This window comes from Streptomyces sp. NBC_00425 (assembly GCF_036030735.1).
Lineage (GTDB): Bacteria > Actinomycetota > Actinomycetes > Streptomycetales > Streptomycetaceae > Streptomyces.
This window is the reverse complement of the sequence record NZ_CP107928.1, coordinates 7,210,508-7,232,399: the sequence shown is the minus strand read 5'-3', so window position 1 is coordinate 7,232,399 and position 21,892 is coordinate 7,210,508. Positions and strand designations below refer to the sequence as shown.

Sequence of the window (21,892 nt, the reverse complement as noted above, 5' to 3'; positions counted from 1 at the left end):
GTCCTGCCGTCCCTCTGCACGTCCGCCGTCGCCGTCCTGCCGTCCCTCTGCACGTCCGCCTGCCCGTCCGCGCACGCGCGCGTACGTGCAGAGACGGGGCGCGTACGACACTGGGGGCGTGATCCCCCGTTTCGACGCCCTGGACGCGCTGCCCGTGCGGGCCGCCCTGCCCGAACTGAACGACGCCCTGGAGGGGCACGGCGCCGCCGTGCTCGCCGCGCCGCCCGGCACCGGCAAGACGACGCTGGTGCCGCTGGTGCTGGCCGGGCTGCTGGGCGAGGGGCCCGCGCGGCGGGTGGTGGTGGCCGAGCCGCGGCGTATCGCGGCGCGGGCCGCGGCGCGGCGGATGGCCTGGCTGCTGGGCGAGAGGCCCGGGGACAGCGTCGGTCACACCGTGCGCGGGGAGCGGGTCGTCGGGCGGCACACGCGGGTGGAGGTCGTCACGACCGGCGTGCTGCTGCAGCGGCTCCAGCGCGACCAGGAGCTGACGGGCGTCGACGTGGTGGTGCTGGACGAGTGCCATGAGCGCCATCTCGACGCGGACACCTCGGCCGCGTTCCTGTGGGACGTGCGCGAGACGCTGCGGCCCGAGCTGCGGCTGGTGGCCGCTTCCGCGACGACGGACACGGCCGGGTGGGCGCGGCTGCTGGGCGGGGCACCGGTGGTGCGGGCCCGCGGCTCGGCGTTCGACGTCGAGGTGGTGTGGGCGCCGCCGGTGCGCGCCGTGCGGCCGCCGCACGGGATGCGCGTCGATCCGGCGCTGCTGGCGCATGTGGCGTCGGTGGTGCGGCGGGCGCTCGCGGAACGGTCGGGGGACGTGCTGTGTTTCCTGCCGGGCGTCGGGGAGATCGCGCGGGTCGCGGGGCAGCTGGGGGCGCCGGCCGGGGTGGACGTGCTGCAGGTGCACGGGCGGTCGCCGGCGGAGGTGCAGGACGCGGTGCTGTCGCCCGGTGTGCGGCGCCGGGTGGTGCTCACCACGTCCGTGGCGGAGTCCTCGCTGACCGTGCCGGGAGTGCGGGTGGTCGTGGACTCGGGGCTGGCGCGGGAGCCGCGGGTGGACCACGCGCGTGGGCTGAGCGCGCTGACGACCGTGCGGGCTTCGCAGGCCGCGGGACGGCAGCGGGCGGGGCGGGCCGGGCGTGAGGCGCCGGGGGCGGTGTACCGGTGCTGGGCGCAGGCGGAGGACGTCCGGCTGCCGGCGTTCCCGGCCCCGGAGATCAAGGTGGCCGATCTGACGGCGTTCGCGCTGCAGGCTGCCTGCTGGGGCGATCCGGACGCGTCGGGGCTCGCGTTGCTCGACGCGCCGCCGGCCGGGGCGATGGCGGCGGCGCGGGAGCTGCTGACGGCGATCGGCGCGGTGGACGCGGCGGGCCGGGCGACGGCCCGCGGGGTGCGACTGGCTCGGCTGGGGTTGCATCCGCGGCTGGGGCGGGCGCTGCTGGACGGGGCGGCGCTGGTGGGGGTGGAGCGGGCGGCGGAGGTGGTCGCGCTGTTGAGCGAGGAGGCGCCGCGGGAGTACGGCGACGATCTGGCGGCGGCGCTGCGCGGCGCCCGGCGCGGGGGCGACGGCTATGCCGGGAGGTGGCGGTCGGAGGTGCGGCGGCTGCGGGCCGTCGCGGCGGACGTCGGCGTGCCGGCCGCGCGATCGGTGTCGTCGGGTTCGCGGGGCGCGGGGAGCGGTGCGGTCGCCGGTGAGGATCTGGCCGTGGGCCACGTGGTGGCACTGGCCTTCCCGGAGCGGGTCGCGAGGTCCGACGGGGGGTCGTGGCTGATGGTCTCGGGCACCCGGGCGGAGGTGCGGGAGGGGTCGGGTCTGCGGGGCGCCCGCTGGCTGGCGGTCGCCGTCGCGGACCGGCCGGTCGGCAGGGGGCACGCGCGTGTGCAGCTGGCGGCGGTGGTGGACGGGGAGGTGGCGCGGCTCGCTGCCGGTGCGCTGCTGGACGAGCGGGACGAGGTGCGCTGGGCCGATGGGGACGTGGTGGCGCGGCGGGTGGAGCGGCTCGGGGCGGTGGAGCTCGGGGCGCGGCCGCTGCGGGACGCCGACGCGGCACTCGTGCGCGGTGCGCTGGTGGAGGGGCTGGAGAAGGAGGGGCTGGGTCTGTTGCGGTGGTCGGCCGAGGCGGCCGTCCTGCGCGAGCGGCTCGCTTTTGTGCGGTTGCGGCTCGGTGAGCCGTGGCCCGACGTCGGCGACGCGTCGTTGCACGCGCGCGTGGACGAATGGCTGGAGCCGGAGCTCGGTCGGGCCCGGCGGCGGAGCGATCTCGGGCGGATCGACGCCGGGGCGGCGCTCGGACGGTTGTTGCCGTGGGCGTCCGGTGAGGCGGGCCGGCTGGACGAGCTGGCGCCCGAGCGGATCGCCGTCCCCAGCGGGTCCAGGGTGCGGATCGACTACGCGGACCCGGAGCGGCCGGTGCTGGCGGTGAAGTTGCAGGAGATGTTCGGGCTGCAGGAGTCGCCGCGGGTGGCGGGGGTGCCGTTGCTGGTGCATCTGCTGTCGCCCGCCGGGCGGCCCGTGGCCGTCACCGCCGACCTCGCGTCCTTCTGGAGGGAGGGCTACAAGGGGGTGCGGGCGGAGCTGCGCGGCCGGTACCCGAAGCATCCCTGGCCGGAGGATCCGGCGGCCGCCGAGCCGACCCGGCACACGAACGCGCGGCTCAGGCGGTGACCGGCTGTGGTGCGGCGGGGGCGGCGGGCGCGGGCGGCCGGGGGCGGCGGGCGCGGGCCTCCAGGCAGAGAGAGAGCGACAGGAGCAGGACGGCCGGCAGGAGGAAGCCCCACGGCAGGTAGGAGGTCAGCAGCAGGACCAGGGTGCGGTTGGCCTTGACGACGGACACCGTGTGGTCGATGTAGTCCTCACGCATCTTGACGTGTCCGGCGAACGCGGTGACCTTGGCGCGGCCGCCGAGGAGGGTGCCGCCGCGCAGTTCCTCCTGGTGGATCTCCTCGCCGTTGACGGGTGCTCCGGTGACGGGCTCGACCCAGAACTTGCGGACCGTGGTGTACCAGCGGGTGGTGCCGGTCTTGGCGATGTCCGCCGGGGTGATGCCCTTGACCGGCATCGTTTTGGGCATGGCGACCTGGGTCCAGGGGACGGTCTGCTCGAAGTAGTAGACCTTCAGGCCGCGGAAGGTCCGGGTGCCCCGGTAGTGGATGGGGGCGCTGGTGCGGGTCTGGGCGTCGAAGTACTCGTAGTCGCGCTTCTCCGTCAGGAAGGGCCACTTGAACTCGATGCCCTTGCGGCGGACGGGGTCGCCGTCGACCATCTCGCCGGTGGCGTGGACGGGTTCCTGGGTGTGGGCGTCGAAGATGTAGCGCTCGGGGACCTCGGAGACCATCTTGCCGTCGGGTCCCTGGACGTAGGACAGGCCGTCCCAGACGACGACGTCCCGGCCGGCCGTCTTCTCGATCTTCTCGGAGGCTTCGACGTCGCCCCTGAGGGTCTGCACGATGGTGACCTTGGGGACGGTGCGGGCGGTCAGGCTGGCGTAGTCGAGGAGGGTGGCGTTCCTGGCCTCGAGGACCATCGTCTGGTACTCGTTCGCGGGGATCTTGGCCAGGCGCGGGAAGGCGTACCAGCGCATCAGCGGGGAGAGCGCCGCGAAGAACACGGCGAGGGCGAGCAGGATCAGGCTTGTCTTGCGGCGCATCCGGGCCTCCTTCGCGGGCGGTGGTGCGGTCAGGGGTGGGCGGGGACGGTCGTCAGGAGGGGTTTCGGGGAGGTCCGTCCGGCCGGGGCGCCGACCGCGGTGAGGGTGAACACCAGGGCGAGCGCGAGGGCGAGGCCGGTCGCGGCGGCGATCAGAGCGCGCATCGGGGCCTCCTGAAGCGGCGGAACTCCGCAGAGAGCTGACAAGGCGTCAGGTCGGGCACCGTAGCAACGGGCGCGCGAGATGAGAACACGTCGGACACGACGACGACGGCCCCTCGGTGCGGAGAGGGGCCGCCGTCGTCGTGCGGAGGCGGTGTGGACCGCGTGCGGGCGGGTGCGCCCGGCCGCCCGGACCTACGAGGCGGAGGGCGTCGCCTCCGGCTCCGACTCCACGGGTGCGGGGGTCGGCGTCGACGTCTCGGCGGCCGTGACGGTCAGTTCGACCGTGAGGACGGCTCCGCCGGTGGTGGTGATGCGCAGCAGGTAGACGCCGGCGGTGTCGTCCGCGTACAGCTGGGGCAGCCGCAGCAGGCCGTCGGCGTCCGTCTGCAGGTCCAGGGTGCGGACGGGGTTGCCGGCCGCGTCCTTGAAGTAGGGGCCCTTGTCGTTCGTGGTCGGGTCGTCGGCCGACTTGACCAGGGTGGCCGTGGCCGCGACCTTGTCCGCCGCCGCCCCCTTGTACGTGGCCTTCACCTCGACGGGCGCGGCGAACTGGCCGCCGGCGGTGCAGGTGAGTGCGGCGTCACCGGTGCGGGCGAGGGCGTCGGCGGCCCGGGGGGTGACGGTGGCCGCGTAGTCGAGGGCGGACAGCGTACGACCGAGGACGGTGGCGCGGACGGTGAAGGCGCCGCTCTTCTCGCCCGCCTGGAGGGTGGGCGCGAGGGCGATGCCCTTGCTGTCGGTGACGATCGTGGCGACGCTCTCGCCGCCGGTGAACTCGGCGTCGGTGTCGCCCACGATCGTGAAGCGGATCCTCACCTTGGCGACGGCCTTGCCGGCCGCCGTCTCCGCCCGGGCGCTGACGCGGTCCGTGTAGACGTCGCCCGCCATGGCGGTGATCTTCGCCGGGCCCGCGGCCTCGAGGTGGTGGACCGTCTCGGTCGGTGTGGGGGCCGGCGTGGGCGTCGGGGTCGGCTTGGTGGGCTTGGACGGCTTCGTCGGCTTACCCGGCGTGGACGGCTTCGTCGGCGTGCCGGGCGTGCTCGGGACCGACGGCGTGCCGGGCGTCATCGGGACGGACGGCGAGGACGGCGTGTAGTCGTCGCTGCGGTCGGTCGGCACGGTGCCGGTGCCGTCGGGGATCTCGTGCGAGCCCTTGCGGTAGTACTCCAGCCACGACAGGACGGTGTTCAGGTAGTCCGTGGAGTTGTTGTAGCTGAGGATCGCGGTGCGCATCCCGGACGTCGTCGCCATGTCCCAGCCGTAGCGGCACAGGTAGTGGCCGGCGGCGAGTGCGGCGTCGTAGATGTTGTTGGGGTCCTTCTTGCCGTCGGCGTTGCCGTCGCGGCCCGCCCACGCCCAGGTGGACGGGATGAACTGCATGGGGCCCACGGCGCGGTCGAAGGTGCTGTCGCCGTCGTAGGCGCCGTTGTCGGTGTCCCTGATGTTGGCGAAGCCGCTGCCGTTGAGGACCGGTCCGAGGATCGGCGAGACGGTCGTGCCGTCGGCGGTGACGTTGCCGCCGCGCGCCTGGCCCGACTCGACCTTGCCGATGGCGGCGAGGAGTTGCCAGGGCAGGTTGCAGCCCGGCTTGGCCTGCGCCAGCTGGGCCTCGGCCTTCTTGTAGGCGTCGAGGACGGTCGCGGGGATGCCGGCCTCACCGGTGCCGGCGCCCGCCGGAGTGGTGGCGGAGCTCTGGGTCGGCGCCGGGTTGGGGCTGTGCAGGGGCGGCAGGTCCGTGTAGTACGGCGAGTTGCCGGTGGCGCTGCCGTCCGTGCCCGGGTCCGCGCCGTTCTCGGCGGCGGGGGTGTCAGCGGCGGTCCGTCTGCCCTGGGTGTCGGCAGTGACGTCCGGTGCCTGGGACGCGGCCAGAGCCGCCACCGCCAGTGCGGCCACGGTCGTGTTGACCGCTCCCTTGCGCAGCCTTGTGCCGAAGTGCGCCGACATGAAGTGAGACCCTCCCGGTGTCGCCGTTGCCACTCGCGTGACGAATCAACTGCCACTCGTGTGACGATCAACCGGCCCCGCAGGTTGCACGCGTGGGCGGTTTGCGCTGTTCTGTTCTTCTGTTCGGCACACCGTCGGACGCGGCGACCCAGGCGACCCTACGACAACTTCTTTTTGACCGGCACCCGTTCGGGCGCCGTTTTCACCGGCCGCTCACGCGGCGAGGACCCGGGAACCGCGCCCCGCACACCGGACGTCGTTGATCATCGGGTCGGCCGGCCCGTCGACATCCGCCCCCGGGAGCCCCGTTGCCGTTCACTCTGAGTCATGCCGCGGCCGTGCTGCCCGCCGTGCGCACCGACGGCTCCGGCCGCGGACGGCTGGTGCCGGCCGTTCTCGTGGCGGGGTCGTTCGCCCCCGACCTCACCTACTACGCGGCGAGCGTCCTGCCCGAGGCCATGGAGTTCGGCGACGTCACGCACTCCTTCCCCGGCGTGTTCACGGTCGACGTGCCGCTGGCGTGGGCGCTCGTGGGGCTGTGGCTGCTGGTGCGCGAACCGCTGGTCGCGCTGCTGCCGCGCGCCCGGCAGGGCCGGACCGCCGCACTGACCCGTTGCGGAGCGCCCCGCGCGCGTGCCCGTGCGTCCACCGCCCTGTGGTGGTACGTGTCGGCGGTGGTCGGCGCGCTGACCCACGTGGTGTGGGACGCGTTCACACACCTCGACCGCTGGGGCATGCGGTTGTTCCCCGTGCTCGGCGAGAAGATCGCCGGCTCGCCCCTGTACTGGTATCTGCAGTACGGCGGGTCTGCGGTCGCTGCGGTCGTGATCGCCGCGTTCCTGGTGCGCGCGGTGCGCCGGACGCCCGATGCCGAGCCGGCGGGGGTCGCGGTGCTGTCGGCTGCGGACCGGTGGTGGGCCGCCGCCGTGATCGGCTGCTGCGCGCTGGTCGCAGCGGTGCGGCGGGCGACGCGCTGGTGGGACTACTGGGGTGCGCGCGACGCGAAGCCGTGGGAGCTCGTCCCGACGGTGTGTTTCGGCGCGGGATCGGGGCTGGTGCTGGGGGTGCTGGTGTACGCCGTCGGCGTGCGGGTGTGGCGTCCGGCCGCCCCCGGTGGGCCCGCCGGGGAACCGGAGCCGACGGAGGTCAGCGTGGGAGGACACCGTCCCCAGGCTCGGTGAGGGGCGCGGGGGGCGCGACGAATAGCGGGATGCGGGAGGCCGCCCTGCGCGGTCCGCGAAGCCGCCCGAGGACGCCGAGGGCGAGCGCCAGATGGCCGTGCAGCGCCTCGGCCCACAGCCGCCGGGCGTCGCCGCGCGGGACGAGGCGGCGGACGAGCCGGGACACCGACGGGCGCACGAGTCCGGCGAACGCCGTGCCGCGCAACCGGAGGACGGCCGTGCGCAAGGCGGCGCCGGGGGTTCCCGGAATGCGGGGAGTGGCGGCCCGGGGAGCGCGGGCGGGGCGCGGGCGGCTCCAGGGAGCGTCACCGGGGCGGAGCCGCCCGCGGGCGGCTGCCGGGGCGTGCACGCGTGCGTGGGCCTTTCGGCGGTGGAGCAGGCGTATACCCATGGCCGCATCCTGGCGGCGGGAGTCGGCCGGGTCCTGTTCTCGGGGGCCACGCGGGTGAGGGTCCATGAAGGCAGGGGCCGCCCGGTCCGAGGTTCTGACCGTGCCGGCTGAGCACCGCCGGCAGGCCGGCCCGCGGTCGCGGGCACGCGATGCGCCACCGGCCGCCCGGGCCACCCGACCGCGCGCAGCAGCCGCGCCGACGGCCGCCGGCCCGGTCTGCAGGCAGCCCGCTCGACCGGCCGTGGACCCGCCCCGGCCTCCGGACCGCGCAACGACCCCCGGAGTACCCGCCCCGCCGGCCCCCGAGACACGACCGGCAGACCTGCCCACCTGCCCACCTGCCCACCTGCCCACCTGCCCACCTGCCGGAGAGCCAGTGCCCGCCGTGACCGCGCCGGAACCCTGAACGACCCCACGCCGTGCCGAAAACCTGGACGACGCCGCGTCGGACCCGAGGCGTGAAGGACGTCCCGTCGCCGCCCGATCGGCTGCCGGAAGCCCGGCCGGTCACCGCCGCAGGCACGAGCCGCCCGTTCGGAACCCGGGAAGACGCGCCCGGACACCCGGCCGGCCGCCGGGCTTCACCGGCCGCCGGCCCGACCGCCCGAGCGGCCTTCGGGGCCGGGCCGGCCTCCGCGGGCCGGTCGAACTCCGCGGGGCCGCCCGGCCGTCGAGGTCAGTGCGCCGCCGACTCCCAGTCCGTGCCCGCGCCGACCGACACGTCGAGAGGGGCCCTGAGCTGGACGGCCCCGGCCATCTCGCGGCGGACCAGCTCCTCCACGGCCGCGCGCTCGCCCGGGGCGATCTCCAGGACGATTTCGTCGTGGACCTGGAGCAGCATGCGCGACGTGAGGTCCGCCGCCCGCAGCGCGGTGTCCACCTTGAGCATGGCGATCTTGACGATGTCCGCCGCCGTGCCCTGGATGGGCGCGTTGAGGGCCATGCGCTCGGCCGCCTCGCGACGCTGACGGTTGTCGCTGTTGAGGTCGGGCAGATAGCGGCGGCGGCCGAACAGGGTCGCCGTGTAGCCGGTCGCCCGCGCCTCGTCGACGGCGCGCCGCAGGTAGTCCCGTACTCCGCCGAAGCGTTCGAAGTAGGCGTCCATCAGGGCGCGGGCCTCGCCGGCCTCGATGTTCAGCTGCTGGGACAGGCCGAACGCCGACAGCCCGTACGCCAGCCCGTACGACATGGCCTTGATCTTGCGGCGCATCTCCGCGTCCACCGCGTCCCGCTCGACGCCGAACACCTGGGAGGCGGCCGTGGTGTGCAGGTCCTCGCCGGAGGTGAACGCCTCGATGAGACCCGCGTCCTCGGAGAGGTGGGCCATCACGCGCAGTTCGATCTGGCTGTAGTCGGCTGTCATCAGCGACTCGAAGCCCTCGCCGACGACGAACCCGCGGCGGATCGCCCGGCCCTCGTCAGTGCGGACGGGGATGTTCTGCAGGTTGGGGTCGGTGGACGACAGACGGCCCGTCGCGGCGACCGTCTGGTTGAACGTCGTGTGGATACGGCCGTCCGCGGCGATCGTCTTGATCAGGCCCTCGACGGTGACACGGAGCTTCGCCTGCTCGCGGTGGCGGAGCATGACGACCGGCAGCTCGTTGTCCGTCTGGCCGGCGAGCCAGGCCAGCGCGTCGGCGTCGGTGGTGAAGCCGGTCTTGGTCTTCTTCGTCTTGGGCAGGCCCAGTTCGCCGAACAGGACCTCCTGGAGCTGCTTGGGCGACCCCAGGTTGAATTCGTGGCCGGCGGCCGCGTGCGCCTCCTTCACGGCCTGCTGGACCGCACCCGCGAACATCTGCTCCATGGCCTCCAGATGGGCCCGGTCGGCCGCGATGCCGTGCCGCTCCATGCGGGCCAGGAGGGCCGACGTCGGCAGCTCCATGTCGCGCAGGAGGTCCGCCGCGCCGACCTCCTCCAGACGGCCGCGGAAGGATTCGCCGAGGTCCACGATCGTGCGGGCCTGCACCATGAGCGCCTCGGCCTCGGCGCCGTCGTCCGTGCCGAAGGCGAGCTGGCCGTCGGCCGCGGCGGCCGGCGCCAGTTCACGGCCCAGGTACTCCAGGGACAGCGCGTCCAGGTCGAAGGAGCGACGGCCAGGCTTGACCAGGTAGGCGGCGAGGGCGGTGTCCATGAAGACGCCGGCGACGGACCAGCCGTGCTCGGCGAAGACCCGCATGACGCCCTTCGCGTCGTGCAGCACCTTGGGGCGGTCGGCGGCGGCGAGCCAGGCCGCCCACGCGTTCTCCTCCGCCTCGTCGAGTTCCGTCGGGTCGAACCAGGCGGCCGCTCCCCCGGCGGCGGCGAGGGCGATCTCGGTGACCGAACCGGCGCCCAGCGCCCAGGCGTCGACGGTGGCCACGCCCAGGGTCTGCGTGCCGTGCTCGGCGAGCCAGCCGGCCAGCTCGCCCGCGCCCAGCACCGTGCCGTCCAGTTCCACACCGCCGGTGATCACCGGGGCGGCCTCGGCCTCCTGGCCGCCCGGGTCGACGGCGAGCAGCCGCTCACGCAGCGACGGGTTCCTGATCTCCAGGGTGTCGAGGATCATCGCGACGGCCGTGCGGTCGTACGGGGCACGCTCCAGGTCGGTGACCGACCCCGGCAGCTCGACGTCGCGGACCATCTCGGTGAGGCGGCGGTTGAGCTTGACCGATTCGAGGTGGTCGCGCAGGTTCTGCCCGGCCTTGCCCTTGACCTCCTCGACGCGCTCGACGAGTTCCGCGAACGAGCCGAACTGGTTGATCCACTTCGCGGCCGTCTTCTCGCCGACGCCGGGGATGCCCGGGAGGTTGTCGGACGGGTCGCCGCGCAGGGCAGCGAAGTCGGGGTACTGCGCCGGCGTCAACGCGTACTTCTCGAAGACCTTCTCCGGGGTGAACCGGGTCAGCTCCGAGACGCCCTTCGTCGGATACAGCACGGTGGTGTGCTCGGAGACCAGCTGGAAGGAGTCGCGGTCGCCGGTGACGATCAGCACCTCGAAACCCGCGGCCTCGGCCTGGGTGGTCAGGGTGGCGATGACGTCGTCGGCCTCGAAGCCGTCCACCGCGAAGCGGGAGACGTGCATCGCGTCGAGCAGTTCGCCGATCAGCTCGACCTGCCCCTTGAACTCGTCGGGCGTCTTGGAGCGGTTCGCCTTGTACTCGGTGAACTCCTCGGAACGCCACGTCTTGCGGGAGACGTCGAACGCTACCGCGAAGTGCGTGGGCGCCTCGTCACGCAGTGTGTTGGCGAGCATCGACGCGAAGCCGTAGATCGCGTTGGTGGGCTGGCCCGTCGCGGTGGTGAAGTTCTCCGCGGGCAGCGCGAAGAACGCGCGGTAGGCCAGCGAGTGCCCGTCCATGAGCATCAGGCGCGGACGGCTTGCGCCGGAGGGGGTCTCGGTCTTCTTCGATGCTGTCTCTGCCACGACCCCGATCCTGCCACGCCCCACTGACACTCGGTCCCGGCCGCCACGGATCCCGCCATTCCCGCCCCCGGACCCGGCCCTCCCGACCGGCCCGCGGACCCGGTGCGCCGGCCCGCCCCCGCCGGACCGGGCTCGCCCGGCCACGTGCGGCGCGCGGCCGCACGGACAGCCCCCGGACCGCACGGGCGACGATCCGCCGCAGGCCCGCCCCGGTTCGATGTCGGCGTCGCATGCGAGGATCTGGGGCGTATCGCACCCATGGCAGGTCGAAGGAGAGCGCGCGATGGCAACGAAGCCGCCGAAGGCTGATCCGGTCCAGGACGCGCCGCTCGTCGCCGAGCCGAAACACGCGGCGGCGGGCCTGCCGGCCGTCGGACACTCCCTGCGGATCGCCCAGCAGCAGATGGGCGTGAAGCGCACCGCGCTGACGCTGCTGCGCGTCAACCAGAAGGACGGCTTCGACTGCCCCGGCTGCGCCTGGCCCGAGCCCGAACACCGGCACACCGCCGAGTTCTGCGAGAACGGCGCGAAGGCGGTCGCCGAGGAGGCGACCCTGCGCCGCGTCACCCCGGAGTTCTTCGCCGAGCACACCGTCGCCGACCTCGCCGGCCGCAGCGGCTACTGGCTCGGGCAGCAGGGACGCCTCACCCACCCCATGTACCTGCCCGAAGGCGCGGACCGCTACGAGCCGGTCACCTGGGAGCGCGCCTTCGACATCATCGCCGAGGAGAGCGCCGCCCTCGCCTCCCCCGACGAGGCCGTCTTCTACACCTCGGGCCGCACCAGCAACGAGGCCGCGTTCCTGTACCAGCTCTTCGCGCGCGAACTCGGCACGAACAACCTGCCGGACTGCTCCAACATGTGCCACGAGTCGTCCGGCTCGGCGCTGTCGGAGACCATCGGCATCGGCAAGGGCAGCGTCCTGCTCGAGGACCTCCACCAGGCCGACCTGATCATCGTCGCCGGGCAGAACCCGGGCACCAACCACCCGCGCATGCTCTCCGCGCTGGAGAAGGCCAAGGCGGGCGGCGCGAAGATCATCAGCGTCAACCCGCTGCCCGAGGCCGGCCTGGAGCGCTTCAAGAACCCGCAGACGCCACAGGGCATGGTCAAGGGCGCGGCGCTCACCGACCTGTTCCTGCAGATCCGCATCGGCGGCGACCAGGCCCTCTTCCGCCTCCTCAACAAACTCGTGCTGGAGACGGACGGCGCGCTCGACGAGGCGTTCATCGCCGAACACACCCACGGCTTCGAGGAGTTCGCCGACGCCGCCCGCGCCGCCGACTGGGACGAGACGCTCACCGCGACCGGCCTCACGCGCGCGCAGATCGAGGAAACCCTGCGCATGGCGCTCGCCTCGAAGCGCACCATCGTCTGCTGGGCCATGGGCCTCACCCAGCACAAGCACTCCGTGCCCACCATCCGCGAGGTCGTCAACTTCCTCCTGCTGCGCGGCAACATCGGCCGCCCGGGCGCGGGCGTGTGCCCGGTGCGCGGTCACTCCAACGTGCAGGGCGACCGCACCATGGGCATCTTCGAACGGCCCGCGCCGGCCTTCCTGGACGCCCTGGAGAAGGAGTTCGGCTTCGCGCCGCCGCGCGAGCACGGCTTCGACGTCGTAGGGGCCATACGCGCACTGCGCGACGGCGAGGCGAAGCTGTTCTTCGCCATGGGCGGCAACTTCGTGGCGGCCTCCCCCGACACCGACGTCACCGAGGCGGCCATGCGGCGCGCCCGGCTGACCGTGCACGTGTCGACGAAGCTGAACCGCTCGCACGTCGTCACGGGCGCGCGCGCCCTGATCCTGCCGACGCTGGGCCGCACGGAGCGCGATCTGCAGGCCGGCGGCGAGCAGTTCGTGACGGTGGAGGACTCCATGGGCATGGTGCACGCCTCCCGGGGCCGCCTCGCGCCCGCCGGCGCACGACTGCTGTCCGAGCCCGCCATCGTCTGCCGCCTCGCGCGCCGGGTCCTCGGCGCGGCCAGCCGGACGCCGTGGGAGGAGTTCGAGAAGGACTACGGGACGATCCGTGACCGCATCGCGCGCGTGATCCCCGGCTTCGAGGACTTCAACGCGCGCGTGGCCCGGCCGGGCGGCTTCACCCTGCCGCACGCCCCGCGCGACGAGCGCCGCTTCCCCACCGCCACCGGCAAGGCCAACTTCACGGCCGCGCCGGTCGAGTACCCCCGGCTGCCCGAGGGCCGTCTGCTGCTGCAGACGCTGCGCTCGCACGACCAGTACAACACCACGATCTACGGCCTCGACGACCGCTACCGGGGCATCAGGAACGGCCGCCGGGTCGTCCTCGTCAACGCCGAGGACGCGCGGGCGTTCGGCCTCGCGGAGGGCACGTACGTGGACCTGGTGAGCGAGTGGCGGGACGGCGTGGAGCGGCGCGCCCCCGGCTTCCGCGTGGTGCTCTACCCGACCGCGAGGGGCTGCGCGGCCGCGTACTACCCGGAGACCAACGTGCTGGTCCCGCTGGACGCCACCGCGGACACCAGCAACACGCCCGCCAGCAAGTCCGTCGTGGTCCGTCTGGAACAATCGGCGACCGACTGAGCGTTCGCTTAAGTCACCGCCGGACTTGTATCGACGAACGGAGCCGGGCCCCATGGGCGAGCAGCAGCACGTGAAGTTCCCGCAGGAAGTCATCGACGAGTACGCCGCGCTCGGCGTGGACATCCTCGCCCTGTTCTCCGCCGGACATCTCGGCACCCGCATGGGCGTGCAGATCCTCGAGGCCTCCGCCGACCGGGTCGTCGCCACGATGCCGGTCGAGGGCAACACCCAGCCCTACGGACTGCTGCACGGCGGCGCCTCCGCGGTCCTCGCCGAGACGATCGGCTCGGTCGGCGCCATGCTGCACGGCGGCAGCTCCAAGATCGCCGTCGGCGTCGACCTGAACTGCACCCACCACCGCGGAGCACGCTCCGGCCTGGTGACCGGCGTGGCCACGCCGGTGCACCGCGGACGCTCCACCGCCACCTACGAGATCGTGATCAGCGACGAGCAGGAACGCCGTGTGTGCACCGCACGGCTGACCTGCCTGCTGCGCGACGTCCGCGCCGGCGACGGGACCCACCTCCCCTCGGGCGGCTGACGCCTGCGGGGTGCGCCGCCCGGCGTCCCCTGCCCCCCGGCAGCCCCGGGGGGCCGACGGCACACCCCGCCCGGGCTCAACTCACCCGGCCCGCCCCGCATTCCGCCGATTTCCCCGAAGCGGAGCGGGTAACTCCCCGCGGAAAAGCGTCGCTTAACGTCGGACTTTCTTTCCCGGACGTAACTCTACGTAATGCGCGCGCAATGCGAGAACGGGGCTCCGGCACCGGCCCGCACTATGCGCACCAGCTCTTCGAAGGCCTACAGGTCGCCTCCAGCAACGAATCCCGGTCATTACCAAAACGCTCGAGACACCTGAACCCCGTCGGGTTCGTCCTGCACGTTCTCACTATGTGGACAGGACGAATCAGCCTTAAATCCGCTCTTCCACCCTCCAAGTACCGCTCTGCATTACCTCGTGTCATAACAAGAGCGTCACAGCCTTGGTCAGACCCTCCTCCGAGTTCCCTCCCCGCGCCTAGAGTCACGCCCAGTCACCGCGCCACCGGTTTCGAAGTCCATTCGGCCCAGCGCTCGACTCGGCGCGTTCCAGGGGGGACCGCCGTGCCAGGGAAAGGACCTGATTCGTGCGTCAACGTTCGATCATCGCCATCACCGCCGCACTCGCGGCGGGATCGCTGACACTCACTGCCTGTGGGTCGCGTGACGACGACGGCAAGAGCAGCAGCGGAGACAAGACCACCGTCGTGATCGGCGTCGACGCCCCGCTCACCGGCGACCTGTCCGCGCTCGGCCTCGGCATCAAGAACTCCGCCGACCTCGCCGCCAAGACCGCCAACAAGAAGGAATACGTCAAGGGCGTCGAATTCAAGATCGAAGCCCTCGACGACCAGGCCCAGCCCTCCGTCGGCCAGCAGAACGCCCAGAAGTTCATCAGCGACAAGGAAGTCCTCGGCGTCGTCGGCCCGCTGAACTCCAGCGTCTCCCAGCAGATGCAGAAGCCCTTCAGCGACGCAGGCCTCACCCAGGTCTCCCCCGCCAACACCGGCACCGAGCTGACCCAGGGCGACGGCTGGAAGACCGGCAACTCGGTCCGCCCGTTCAAGACGTTCTTCCGCACCGCCACCACGGACGAGATCCAGGGCGCCTTCGCCGCCGAGTACCTCTTCTCCAAGGCCGGCAAGAAGAAGGTCTACCTGATCGACGACCAGAAGACCTACGGCGCCGGCCTCGCCGCCTCCTTCAAGGCGAACTTCACCAAGCTCGGCGGCCAGATCGTCGGCACCGACCACGTCAACCCCGACGACCGCGACTTCAACGCCGTCGTCGCCAAGATCAAGAAGACCGGCGCCGACGCCCTCTACTACGGCGGCGAATACCCCGCCGCCGCACCCCTGAGCCAGCAGCTCAAGGACAGCGGCCAGAACATCCCGCTCATGGGCGGCGACGGCATCTACTCCGGCGAGTTCCCCAAGCTCAACAAGAAGGCCGAAGGCGACCTCGCCACCTCCGTCGGCAAGCCCGTCGAAGACCTGCCCTCCGCCAAGGAGTTCATCGCGAACTACAAGACGGCCGGCTACAAGGACGCCTACGAGGCCTACGGCGGCCTCACCTACGACGCCACCTGGTCCGTCATCGAGGCCGTCAAGCTGGCAGTCGAAGGCAACGACGGCAAGGTCCCGGCCGACGGCCGCAAGGCAGTCCTCGACGCCATGGCCAAGGTCAAGTTCGACGGCGTCACCGGCACCATCTCCTTCGACGAGTTCGGCGACACCACCAACCACATGATGACCGCCTACAAGGTCACCGGTGGCGCGTGGAAGCCCGAATACAGCGCCGCACCCAACGTCAGCTGAACGAAGCAGGAGCAGCCACACCTCCCCACTTCACGCATTGATCAGGCCGCGCGGGAGTGCCCACCAGCGCTCCCGCGCGGCGCCATATCCGAACCACTCCACGGAGGCCCTGCGGTGCACGAACTGCCGCAACAGCTGGCCAATGGACTCATCCTCGGCGCGATGTACGGACTCATCGCGATCGGTTACACGATGGTCTACGGCATCGTTCAGCTCATCAACTTCGCCCACGGCGAGATCTTCATGGTCGGGGGCTTCGGGGCCCTCACCGTCTGGCTCATCCTCCCCGGCGGCTTCGCCCTCGGCGCAGCGATACCCCTCATGATCCTCGGCGGCGTCATCGTCTCCGTCGCCGTCGCCACCGCAGCCGAGCGCTTCGCCTACCGGCCCCTGCGCACCGCCCCGCGACTGGCACCCCTCATCACCGCCATCGGCCTCTCCATCGTCCTCCAGCAGGCCGTATGGATGTGGTACCCCGACGCCAAGAAGGACCGCCCCTTCCCCCAGTTCGACGGCGGCCCCATCGACGTCCTCGGCGCCAACATCCAGCGCGGCGACCTCTTCGTCCTCATCGCCGCACCCCTGTGCATGGTCGCCCTCGGCTTCTTCGTCACGAAGACCCGCTCCGGCCGCGGCATGCAGGCCACCGCCCAGGACCCCGACACCGCCAAGCTCATGGGCATCAACACCGACCGCATCATCGTCATGGCCTTCGCCATCGGCGCCGCGTTCGCCGCCATCGCAGCAGTCGCCTACGGCCTCAAGAACGGCCAGGTCGGCTTCCGCATGGGCTTCCTCATGGGCCTCAAGGCCTTCACCGCAGCCGTCCTCGGCGGCATCGGCAACATCTACGGCGCCATGCTCGGCGGCCTCGTCCTCGGCGTCGCCGAATCCCTCGCCACCGGCTACATCGGCGACATCCCCGGCATGGACCTCTTCGGCGGCGGCGCCTGGAAGGACGTGTGGGCGTTCGCCCTCCTCATCCTCGTCCTGCTGTTCAGGCCACAAGGCCTGCTCGGCGAACGCGTCGCGGATCGGGCGTGATAGCGATGACCACCAACATCCCCACCCAGAAGAGCACCGACGCCGTCAAGACGCCCACCGGCGACACGGCCCCCCTCATCCCGCTGCCCGCGGCCCTCGCCCCCGTCCTCACCCTCGCCGGATCCGCCGCCGCCCTCGTCGGCACCTTCCTCGCCTGGACCTGGACCGACGAGTTCCCCGGCAACCTCACCATCACCGGCTACCCCGGCGGCCTCCAGGTCCTCACCCTCATCGGCGCCGCCCTCACCATCCTCCTCGTCCTCTCCGGACAAGGCATCCGCGGCCTGCGCTGGCTCACCCCCGGCGGCACCCACAGCCCCGTCCGCGCCGCCAGCCTCGGCGTCCTCGGCGCCACCGGCTACGCCCTCGGCGCCATCAGCTACGTCCTCGGCGGCATCGTCAACCTCGAACCCGGCGCCTGGGTCTCCGCCATCGGCGCCCTCATCGCCACCATCGGCGCCTTCGCACTCCCCGCCGACGTCCCCCGCGACGCCGACGACGCGACGAACGCCTGGGCCCAGTTCCGCCACAGCCTCGCCGCCCCCGAACCCGGCCGCGCCAAGGAACTCCCCTCCTGGGCAGAGATCCTCATCATCTCCACGGCCTTCGGCATCGGCCTCTACGTCTTCTCCTTCGGCATCGGCATCGACACCGACAACCCCGAGCTGTTCATCGGCTTCCTCATCATCACCGGGTTCAGCTTCACCGCACTCACCCGCGCCGGCCTCCTCAAGCGGCTCTCGGCACTGACGGCCAAACACCGCACCGTCACCCTCACCGCCGCCTTCGTCGCCGCGATCTGCTTCCCCTTCACCCAGACCAACGACCAGTTCGCCCTCATCGGCGCGAACATCCTCATCTTCGCCACGGTCGCCCTGGGCCTCAACGTCGTCGTCGGCCTCGCCGGCCTCCTCGACCTCGGATACGTCGCCTTCCTCGGCGTCGGCGCCTACGCCGCCGCCCTGGTCTCCGGCTCCCCCCAGTCGAGCATCGGCGTCCAGTTCCCCTTCTGGGCGGCCGTCCTCACCGGCGCCGCCGCCTCACTGATCTTCGGCGTGCTCATCGGCGCCCCGACCCTGCGGCTGCGCGGCGACTACCTCGCCATCGTCACCCTCGGCTTCGGTGAGATCTTCCGCATCACCATGAACAACCTCAACGGCAACAGCGGACCCGACGTCACCAACGGCTCCAACGGCATCCCGAACATCCCCGACCTGGAGATCTTCGGATTCAACCTCGGAATCCCGCACGACGTCCTCGGCCAGGAGCTCACCCGCTCCGGCAACTACTACCTGCTGATGCTCCTGTGCACCCTCGTCGTCGTCACGGTCTTCCGCCGCAGCGCCGACTCCCGCATCGGCCGCGCCTGGGTCGCCATCCGCGAAGACGAGACAGCCGCCACCGCCATGGGCATCAACGGCTTCCGCCTCAAGCTCCTCGCCTTCGCCCTCGGCGCCTCCCTCGCCGGCCTCGCCGGCACCGTGCAGGCACACGTCTCCTACAGCGTCACCCCCGAGCAGTACCAGTTCGCCGGCTCCGTGCCGCCCAACTCGGCCTTCCTGCTCGCAGCGGTCATCCTCGGCGGCATGGGCACCATCAGCGGGCCGCTCGTGGGCGCCGCACTGCTCTACCTCATCCCCGCCAAACTCCAGTTCATGGCGGAATACCAGCTGCTCCTCTTCGGCGTCGCGCTCATGCTCCTCATGCGCTTCCGCCCCGAAGGCCTCGTCGCCGACCGCAGGAAGCAGCTCGAGTTCCACGAAACCGGACAGCTCGACGTACCCGACGACAAGGGCCTGCCCGAGACCGCCACCGGCGTCGCCAAGGCAGGGGCGTGACCGCGATGACCACCACCACGACAACCGCCACGACCACCACGGTCCTCGACGCCTCCGGCGTCACCATGCAGTTCGGCGGCCTCACCGCCGTACGCTCCGTCGACCTCACCGTCAACAGCGGCGAGATCGTCGGACTCATCGGCCCCAACGGAGCCGGGAAGACCACCTTCTTCAACTGCCTCACCGGCCTCTACATCCCCACCACCGGCACAGTCAGCTACAAAGGCACCGTCCTCCCGCCCAAACCCCACCTGGTCACCCAGGCCGGCATCGCCCGCACCTTCCAGAACATCCGGCTCTTCGCCAACATGACCGTCCTGGAAAACGTGCTCGTCGGACGCCACACCCGCACCCACGAAGGCCTCTGGTCCGCGCTCCTGCGCCTGCCCAGCTTCAAAAAGGCCGAAGACGCCTCCCGCGAACGAGCCATGGAACTCCTCGAGTTCACCGGCCTCGCCGCCAAGGCCGACCACCTCGCCCGCAACCTCCCCTACGGCGAACAGCGCAAGCTCGAAATCGCCCGCGCCCTCGCCAGCGACCCCGGCCTCCTCCTCCTCGACGAGCCCACCGCCGGCATGAACCCCCAGGAGACGCGCGCCGCCGAAGAGCTCATCTTCGCCATCCGCGACCAGGGCATCGCCGTCCTCGTCATCGAGCACGACATCCGGTTCATCATGAACCTCTGCGACCGCGTCGCCGTGCTCGTCCAGGGCGAGAAGATCGTCGAAGGCCCCGCCGAAGTGGTCCAGGCAGACGAACGCGTCATCGCCGCCTACCTCGGCACCCCCTTCGAGGGCGCGCCGGGAGCGGAAGAAGTCGCCGAAGTCGAAGCCGCAGAGGCCTCCGAGGCGCACAGCACCACGGAAGGAGACGAGAAGTGACCGCACTGCTCGAGGTCGAAGACCTCAGGGTCGCCTACGGCAAGATCGAGGCGGTCAAGGGCATCTCCTTCAAGGTCGCCGCAGGCGAGGTCGTCACCCTCATCGGCACCAACGGCGCCGGCAAGACCACCACCCTGCGCACCCTGTCCGGACTGCTCCAGCCCCTCGGCGGCCAGATCAAGTTCGACGGCAAGGTGCTCAACAAGATCCCCGCCCACAAGATCGTCTCGCTGGGGCTGGCCCACTCCCCCGAAGGCCGGCACATCTTCCCCCGCATGACCATCGAGGACAACCTCCGCCTCGGCGCCTTCCTCCGCAACGACAAGGAAGCCATCGAGAAGGACATCCAGCGCGCCTACGACCTCTTCCCCATCCTGGGAGAACGCCGAAAGCAGGCCGCAGGCACCCTCTCCGGCGGCGAACAGCAGATGCTCGCCATGGGCCGCGCCCTCATGTCCCGGCCCAAACTGCTCATGCTCGACGAACCCTCCATGGGCCTCTCACCGATCATGATGCAGAAGATCATGGCCACCATCCAGGAGCTCAAGTCCCAGGGCACCACCATCCTGCTCATCGAGCAGAACGCCCAGGCGGCCCTCTCCCTGGCCGACCACGGCCACGTCATGGAGGTCGGCAAGATCGTCCTGTCCGGCACCGGCCAGGACCTCCTCCACGACGAGTCCGTCCGCAAGGCCTACCTCGGCGAGGACTGAACCACCCGCACACGACGAGGCCCGCGCCCCTTCTCCGGGCGCGGGCCTCGTCGTCTGCACCGCGGGGCTTACGCCTTGTCCGCCTTCTTCTCCTCGGCGTCCTGGATCACGGCCTCCGCCACCTGCTGCATCGACATCCGACGATCCATCGACGTCTTCTGGATCCACCGGAACGCCGCCGGCTCCGTCAGCCCGTACTCCGTCTGCAGAATCGACTTCGCCCGGTCCACCAGCTTGCGCGTCTCCAGCCGCAGCGTGAGGTCCGCGACCTCGTTCTCCAGCTCCCGCAGCTCCGTGAAACGCGAGACGGCCATCTCGATCGCCGGGACGACATCGCTCTTGCTGAACGGCTTCACGAGGTACGCCATCGCCCCCGCGTCACGCGCCCGCTCGACCAGGTCGCGCTGCGAGAACGCGGTCAGCATCAGCACCGGCGCGATGCGCTCCTCGGCGATCTTCTCCGCCGCGGAGATGCCGTCCATCTTGGGCATCTTCACGTCCAGGATGACGAGGTCCGGCTTGTGCTCGCGGGCGAGCTCGATCGCCTGCTCACCGTCACCGGCCTCGCCGACGACGCTGTATCCCTCCTCCTCCAGCATCTCCTTGAGGTCGAGGCGGATCAGCGCCTCGTCCTCGGCGATGACGACACGGGTCGTCAGCGGAGGCACGTGCGACTTGTCGTCGTCGGGCGCGTCTACTGGCTGGGGCGACTCGGGGGCGGTCACGGGGGCTCCTCGTTCAGGGGCGGGTACTGCTGACAAGAGCCTACCTAGCTGCGGTAAGGTAGTGACACAGCGGGTGACCGCTGACCTTCGTTTCGAAGGGGCCCCGGTAGCCCAGCGGTAGAGGCCATGGATTCAAAACCCATCCAGCGTCGGTTCGAATCCGACTCGGGGCACTTTTCCTTGGTTCCCAAGGTCATGAAAGAAAAGCGGATGTTCCCGTTCTCGTGAACATCCGCTTTTTGCTGCGTGTCGTCGCGAGCACGCTCACACAGTGGGCACATGTACGACGTCAGCACACGCAAGCGGGCACTCGCGCTGGTTGCGCAGGGCCGCAGTCTCAACTCCGTGAGCAAAGAAACCGGCATCTCCCGCGCCGCAATCCGCTCCTGGCAGGACCGACTTGAGCCAGTGCCCCGAATGGCACCCCCACTGCCCGAACCACCGAGCGACCGAGTCGCGTACTCGTATCTGCTCGGCCTCTATCTCGGCGACGGGTGCATCAGCGCACATCCACGCGGTAGCGGGCACTATCTCCGCATCGCCTGCGCGGATGCCTGGCCGGGACTCATCGATGCGTGCGAGACCGCCATTCGCGCCGTCAATCCCGCACGCACGGCGCATCGAGTCCAGGCCCAGGGCTGCGTGTCGGTGGTCGGCTACTACGCCCATTGGCCGTACCTGTTCCCCCAGCACGGCCCCGGCAAGAAGCATGAACACCTCATCGTGCTCGAACCGTGGCAGCAGGCCATCGTCGATGAGCACCCCTGGGAGTTCGTCCGCGGCCTCATCCACTCCGACGGATGCCGCATCACCAACTGGACCGAGAAGACCATCGGCGGCGTACGCAAGCGCTACGAGTATCCCCGGTACTTCTTCACCAACAGGTCGGACGACATCCGGCGGCTGTTCACCGACACCCTCGACGAGGTCGGCGTGGAGTGGACGACGCTCGCCCGCGGCTGTCAACCCCTCAACATCTCCATCGCGAAGAAGGCCTCGGTAGTGCTCATGGACGCCCACGTAGGCCCCAAGCACTGACCC

At 71.3% G+C, this 21,892-nt stretch carries 16 protein-coding genes and 1 tRNA gene; 11 read left to right on the top strand and 6 right to left on the bottom strand.

The genetic code is table 11. The features are described from left to right. Nucleotides 1-121: 121 nt before the first annotated feature. Nucleotides 122-2,665, top strand: a complete 2,544-nt coding sequence (hrpB, locus tag OHS82_RS31715; RefSeq protein WP_057580319.1) for an ATP-dependent helicase HrpB — start codon at nucleotides 122-124, stop codon at nucleotides 2,663-2,665. Here the strand turns inward: hrpB and OHS82_RS31710 are convergent. The 3 genes from OHS82_RS31710 to OHS82_RS31700 form a co-directional block, all read right to left on the bottom strand. Then, a complete protein-coding gene (locus tag OHS82_RS31710) occupies nucleotides 2,655-3,647 on the bottom strand; it encodes a DUF3068 domain-containing protein (RefSeq protein WP_057580238.1) in 993 nt (330 codons plus the stop codon). The genes hrpB and OHS82_RS31710 overlap by 11 nt on opposite strands. A gap of 29 nt (nucleotides 3,648-3,676) precedes the next feature. Continuing rightward, nucleotides 3,677-3,811 carry an SPW_0924 family protein gene (locus tag OHS82_RS31705; protein WP_107105248.1) on the bottom strand — a complete coding sequence of 45 codons (135 nt, stop codon included), beginning with the start codon at nucleotides 3,809-3,811 and terminating at the stop codon, nucleotides 3,677-3,679. Nucleotides 3,812-4,003: 192 nt separating this feature from the next. After that, entirely contained in the window at nucleotides 4,004-5,755 is a 1,752-nt protein-coding gene (locus OHS82_RS31700) for a lytic transglycosylase domain-containing protein (RefSeq protein WP_057580236.1), read from the bottom strand. Between the two features lie 308 nt (nucleotides 5,756-6,063). Between OHS82_RS31700 and OHS82_RS31695 the strand changes: the two genes are divergently transcribed. Beyond that, entirely contained in the window at nucleotides 6,064-6,936 is an 873-nt protein-coding gene (locus OHS82_RS31695) for a DUF4184 family protein (protein ID WP_057580234.1), read from the top strand. Here OHS82_RS31695 and OHS82_RS31690 read toward each other — a convergent pair. Both OHS82_RS31690 and polA read right to left on the bottom strand, forming a co-directional pair. After that, nucleotides 6,902-7,327, bottom strand: a complete 426-nt coding sequence (locus tag OHS82_RS31690; RefSeq protein ID WP_157876375.1) for a hypothetical protein — start codon at nucleotides 7,325-7,327, stop codon at nucleotides 6,902-6,904. The genes OHS82_RS31695 and OHS82_RS31690 overlap by 35 nt on opposite strands. A 676-nt stretch (nucleotides 7,328-8,003) precedes the next feature. After that, nucleotides 8,004-10,730 (bottom strand): DNA polymerase I, encoded by a 2,727-nt coding sequence (gene polA, locus OHS82_RS31685; RefSeq protein ID WP_057580230.1) that lies wholly within the window; start codon nucleotides 10,728-10,730, stop codon nucleotides 8,004-8,006. 283 nt (nucleotides 10,731-11,013) lie between these two features. On the opposite strand from polA, the gene OHS82_RS31680 reads away from it, so the two are divergent. The 7 genes from OHS82_RS31680 to OHS82_RS31650 all read left to right on the top strand — a co-directional run bounded on the left by OHS82_RS31680 (nucleotide 11,014) and on the right by OHS82_RS31650 (nucleotide 20,126). Next, entirely contained in the window at nucleotides 11,014-13,293 is a 2,280-nt protein-coding gene (locus OHS82_RS31680; RefSeq protein ID WP_057580229.1) for an FdhF/YdeP family oxidoreductase, read from the top strand. Between the two features lie 52 nt (nucleotides 13,294-13,345). Then, nucleotides 13,346-13,834: a PaaI family thioesterase gene (locus OHS82_RS31675; RefSeq protein WP_057580227.1), complete on the top strand. Its 489-nt coding sequence runs from the start codon at nucleotides 13,346-13,348 to the stop codon at nucleotides 13,832-13,834. 586 nt (nucleotides 13,835-14,420) lie between these two features. Next, on the top strand, nucleotides 14,421-15,650 hold the full coding sequence (locus tag OHS82_RS31670; RefSeq protein WP_370444150.1) for a branched-chain amino acid ABC transporter substrate-binding protein: 1,230 nt from the start codon (nucleotides 14,421-14,423) through the stop codon (nucleotides 15,648-15,650). Between the two features lie 114 nt (nucleotides 15,651-15,764). Further along, entirely contained in the window at nucleotides 15,765-16,694 is a 930-nt protein-coding gene (locus OHS82_RS31665) for a branched-chain amino acid ABC transporter permease (protein ID WP_057580225.1), read from the top strand. A 5-nt stretch (nucleotides 16,695-16,699) separates the two neighbouring features. Next, nucleotides 16,700-18,532 (top strand): branched-chain amino acid ABC transporter permease, encoded by a 1,833-nt coding sequence (locus OHS82_RS31660; RefSeq protein WP_079041338.1) that lies wholly within the window; start codon nucleotides 16,700-16,702, stop codon nucleotides 18,530-18,532. A gap of 5 nt (nucleotides 18,533-18,537) precedes the next feature. Beyond that, on the top strand, nucleotides 18,538-19,413 hold the full coding sequence (locus OHS82_RS31655) for an ABC transporter ATP-binding protein (RefSeq protein WP_057580316.1): 876 nt from the start codon (nucleotides 18,538-18,540) through the stop codon (nucleotides 19,411-19,413). Next, entirely contained in the window at nucleotides 19,410-20,126 is a 717-nt protein-coding gene (locus OHS82_RS31650) for an ABC transporter ATP-binding protein (protein ID WP_057580223.1), read from the top strand. Before OHS82_RS31655 ends, OHS82_RS31650 begins: the two co-directional genes overlap by 4 nt. 68 nt (nucleotides 20,127-20,194) lie before the next feature. Here OHS82_RS31650 and OHS82_RS31645 read toward each other — a convergent pair whose 3' ends face one another. Next, nucleotides 20,195-20,851: an ANTAR domain-containing response regulator gene (locus OHS82_RS31645; protein ID WP_057580221.1), complete on the bottom strand. Its 657-nt coding sequence runs from the start codon at nucleotides 20,849-20,851 to the stop codon at nucleotides 20,195-20,197. A 100-nt stretch (nucleotides 20,852-20,951) separates the two neighbouring features. On the opposite strand from OHS82_RS31645, the gene OHS82_RS31640 reads away from it, so the two are divergent. Continuing rightward, nucleotides 20,952-21,024: transfer RNA gene (locus OHS82_RS31640), tRNA-Leu, on the top strand. 106 nt (nucleotides 21,025-21,130) lie between these two features. Next, nucleotides 21,131-21,889, top strand: a complete 759-nt coding sequence (locus OHS82_RS31635; RefSeq protein ID WP_057580219.1) for a helix-turn-helix domain-containing protein — start codon at nucleotides 21,131-21,133, stop codon at nucleotides 21,887-21,889. The last annotated feature ends 3 nt before the right edge of the window (nucleotides 21,890-21,892 follow it).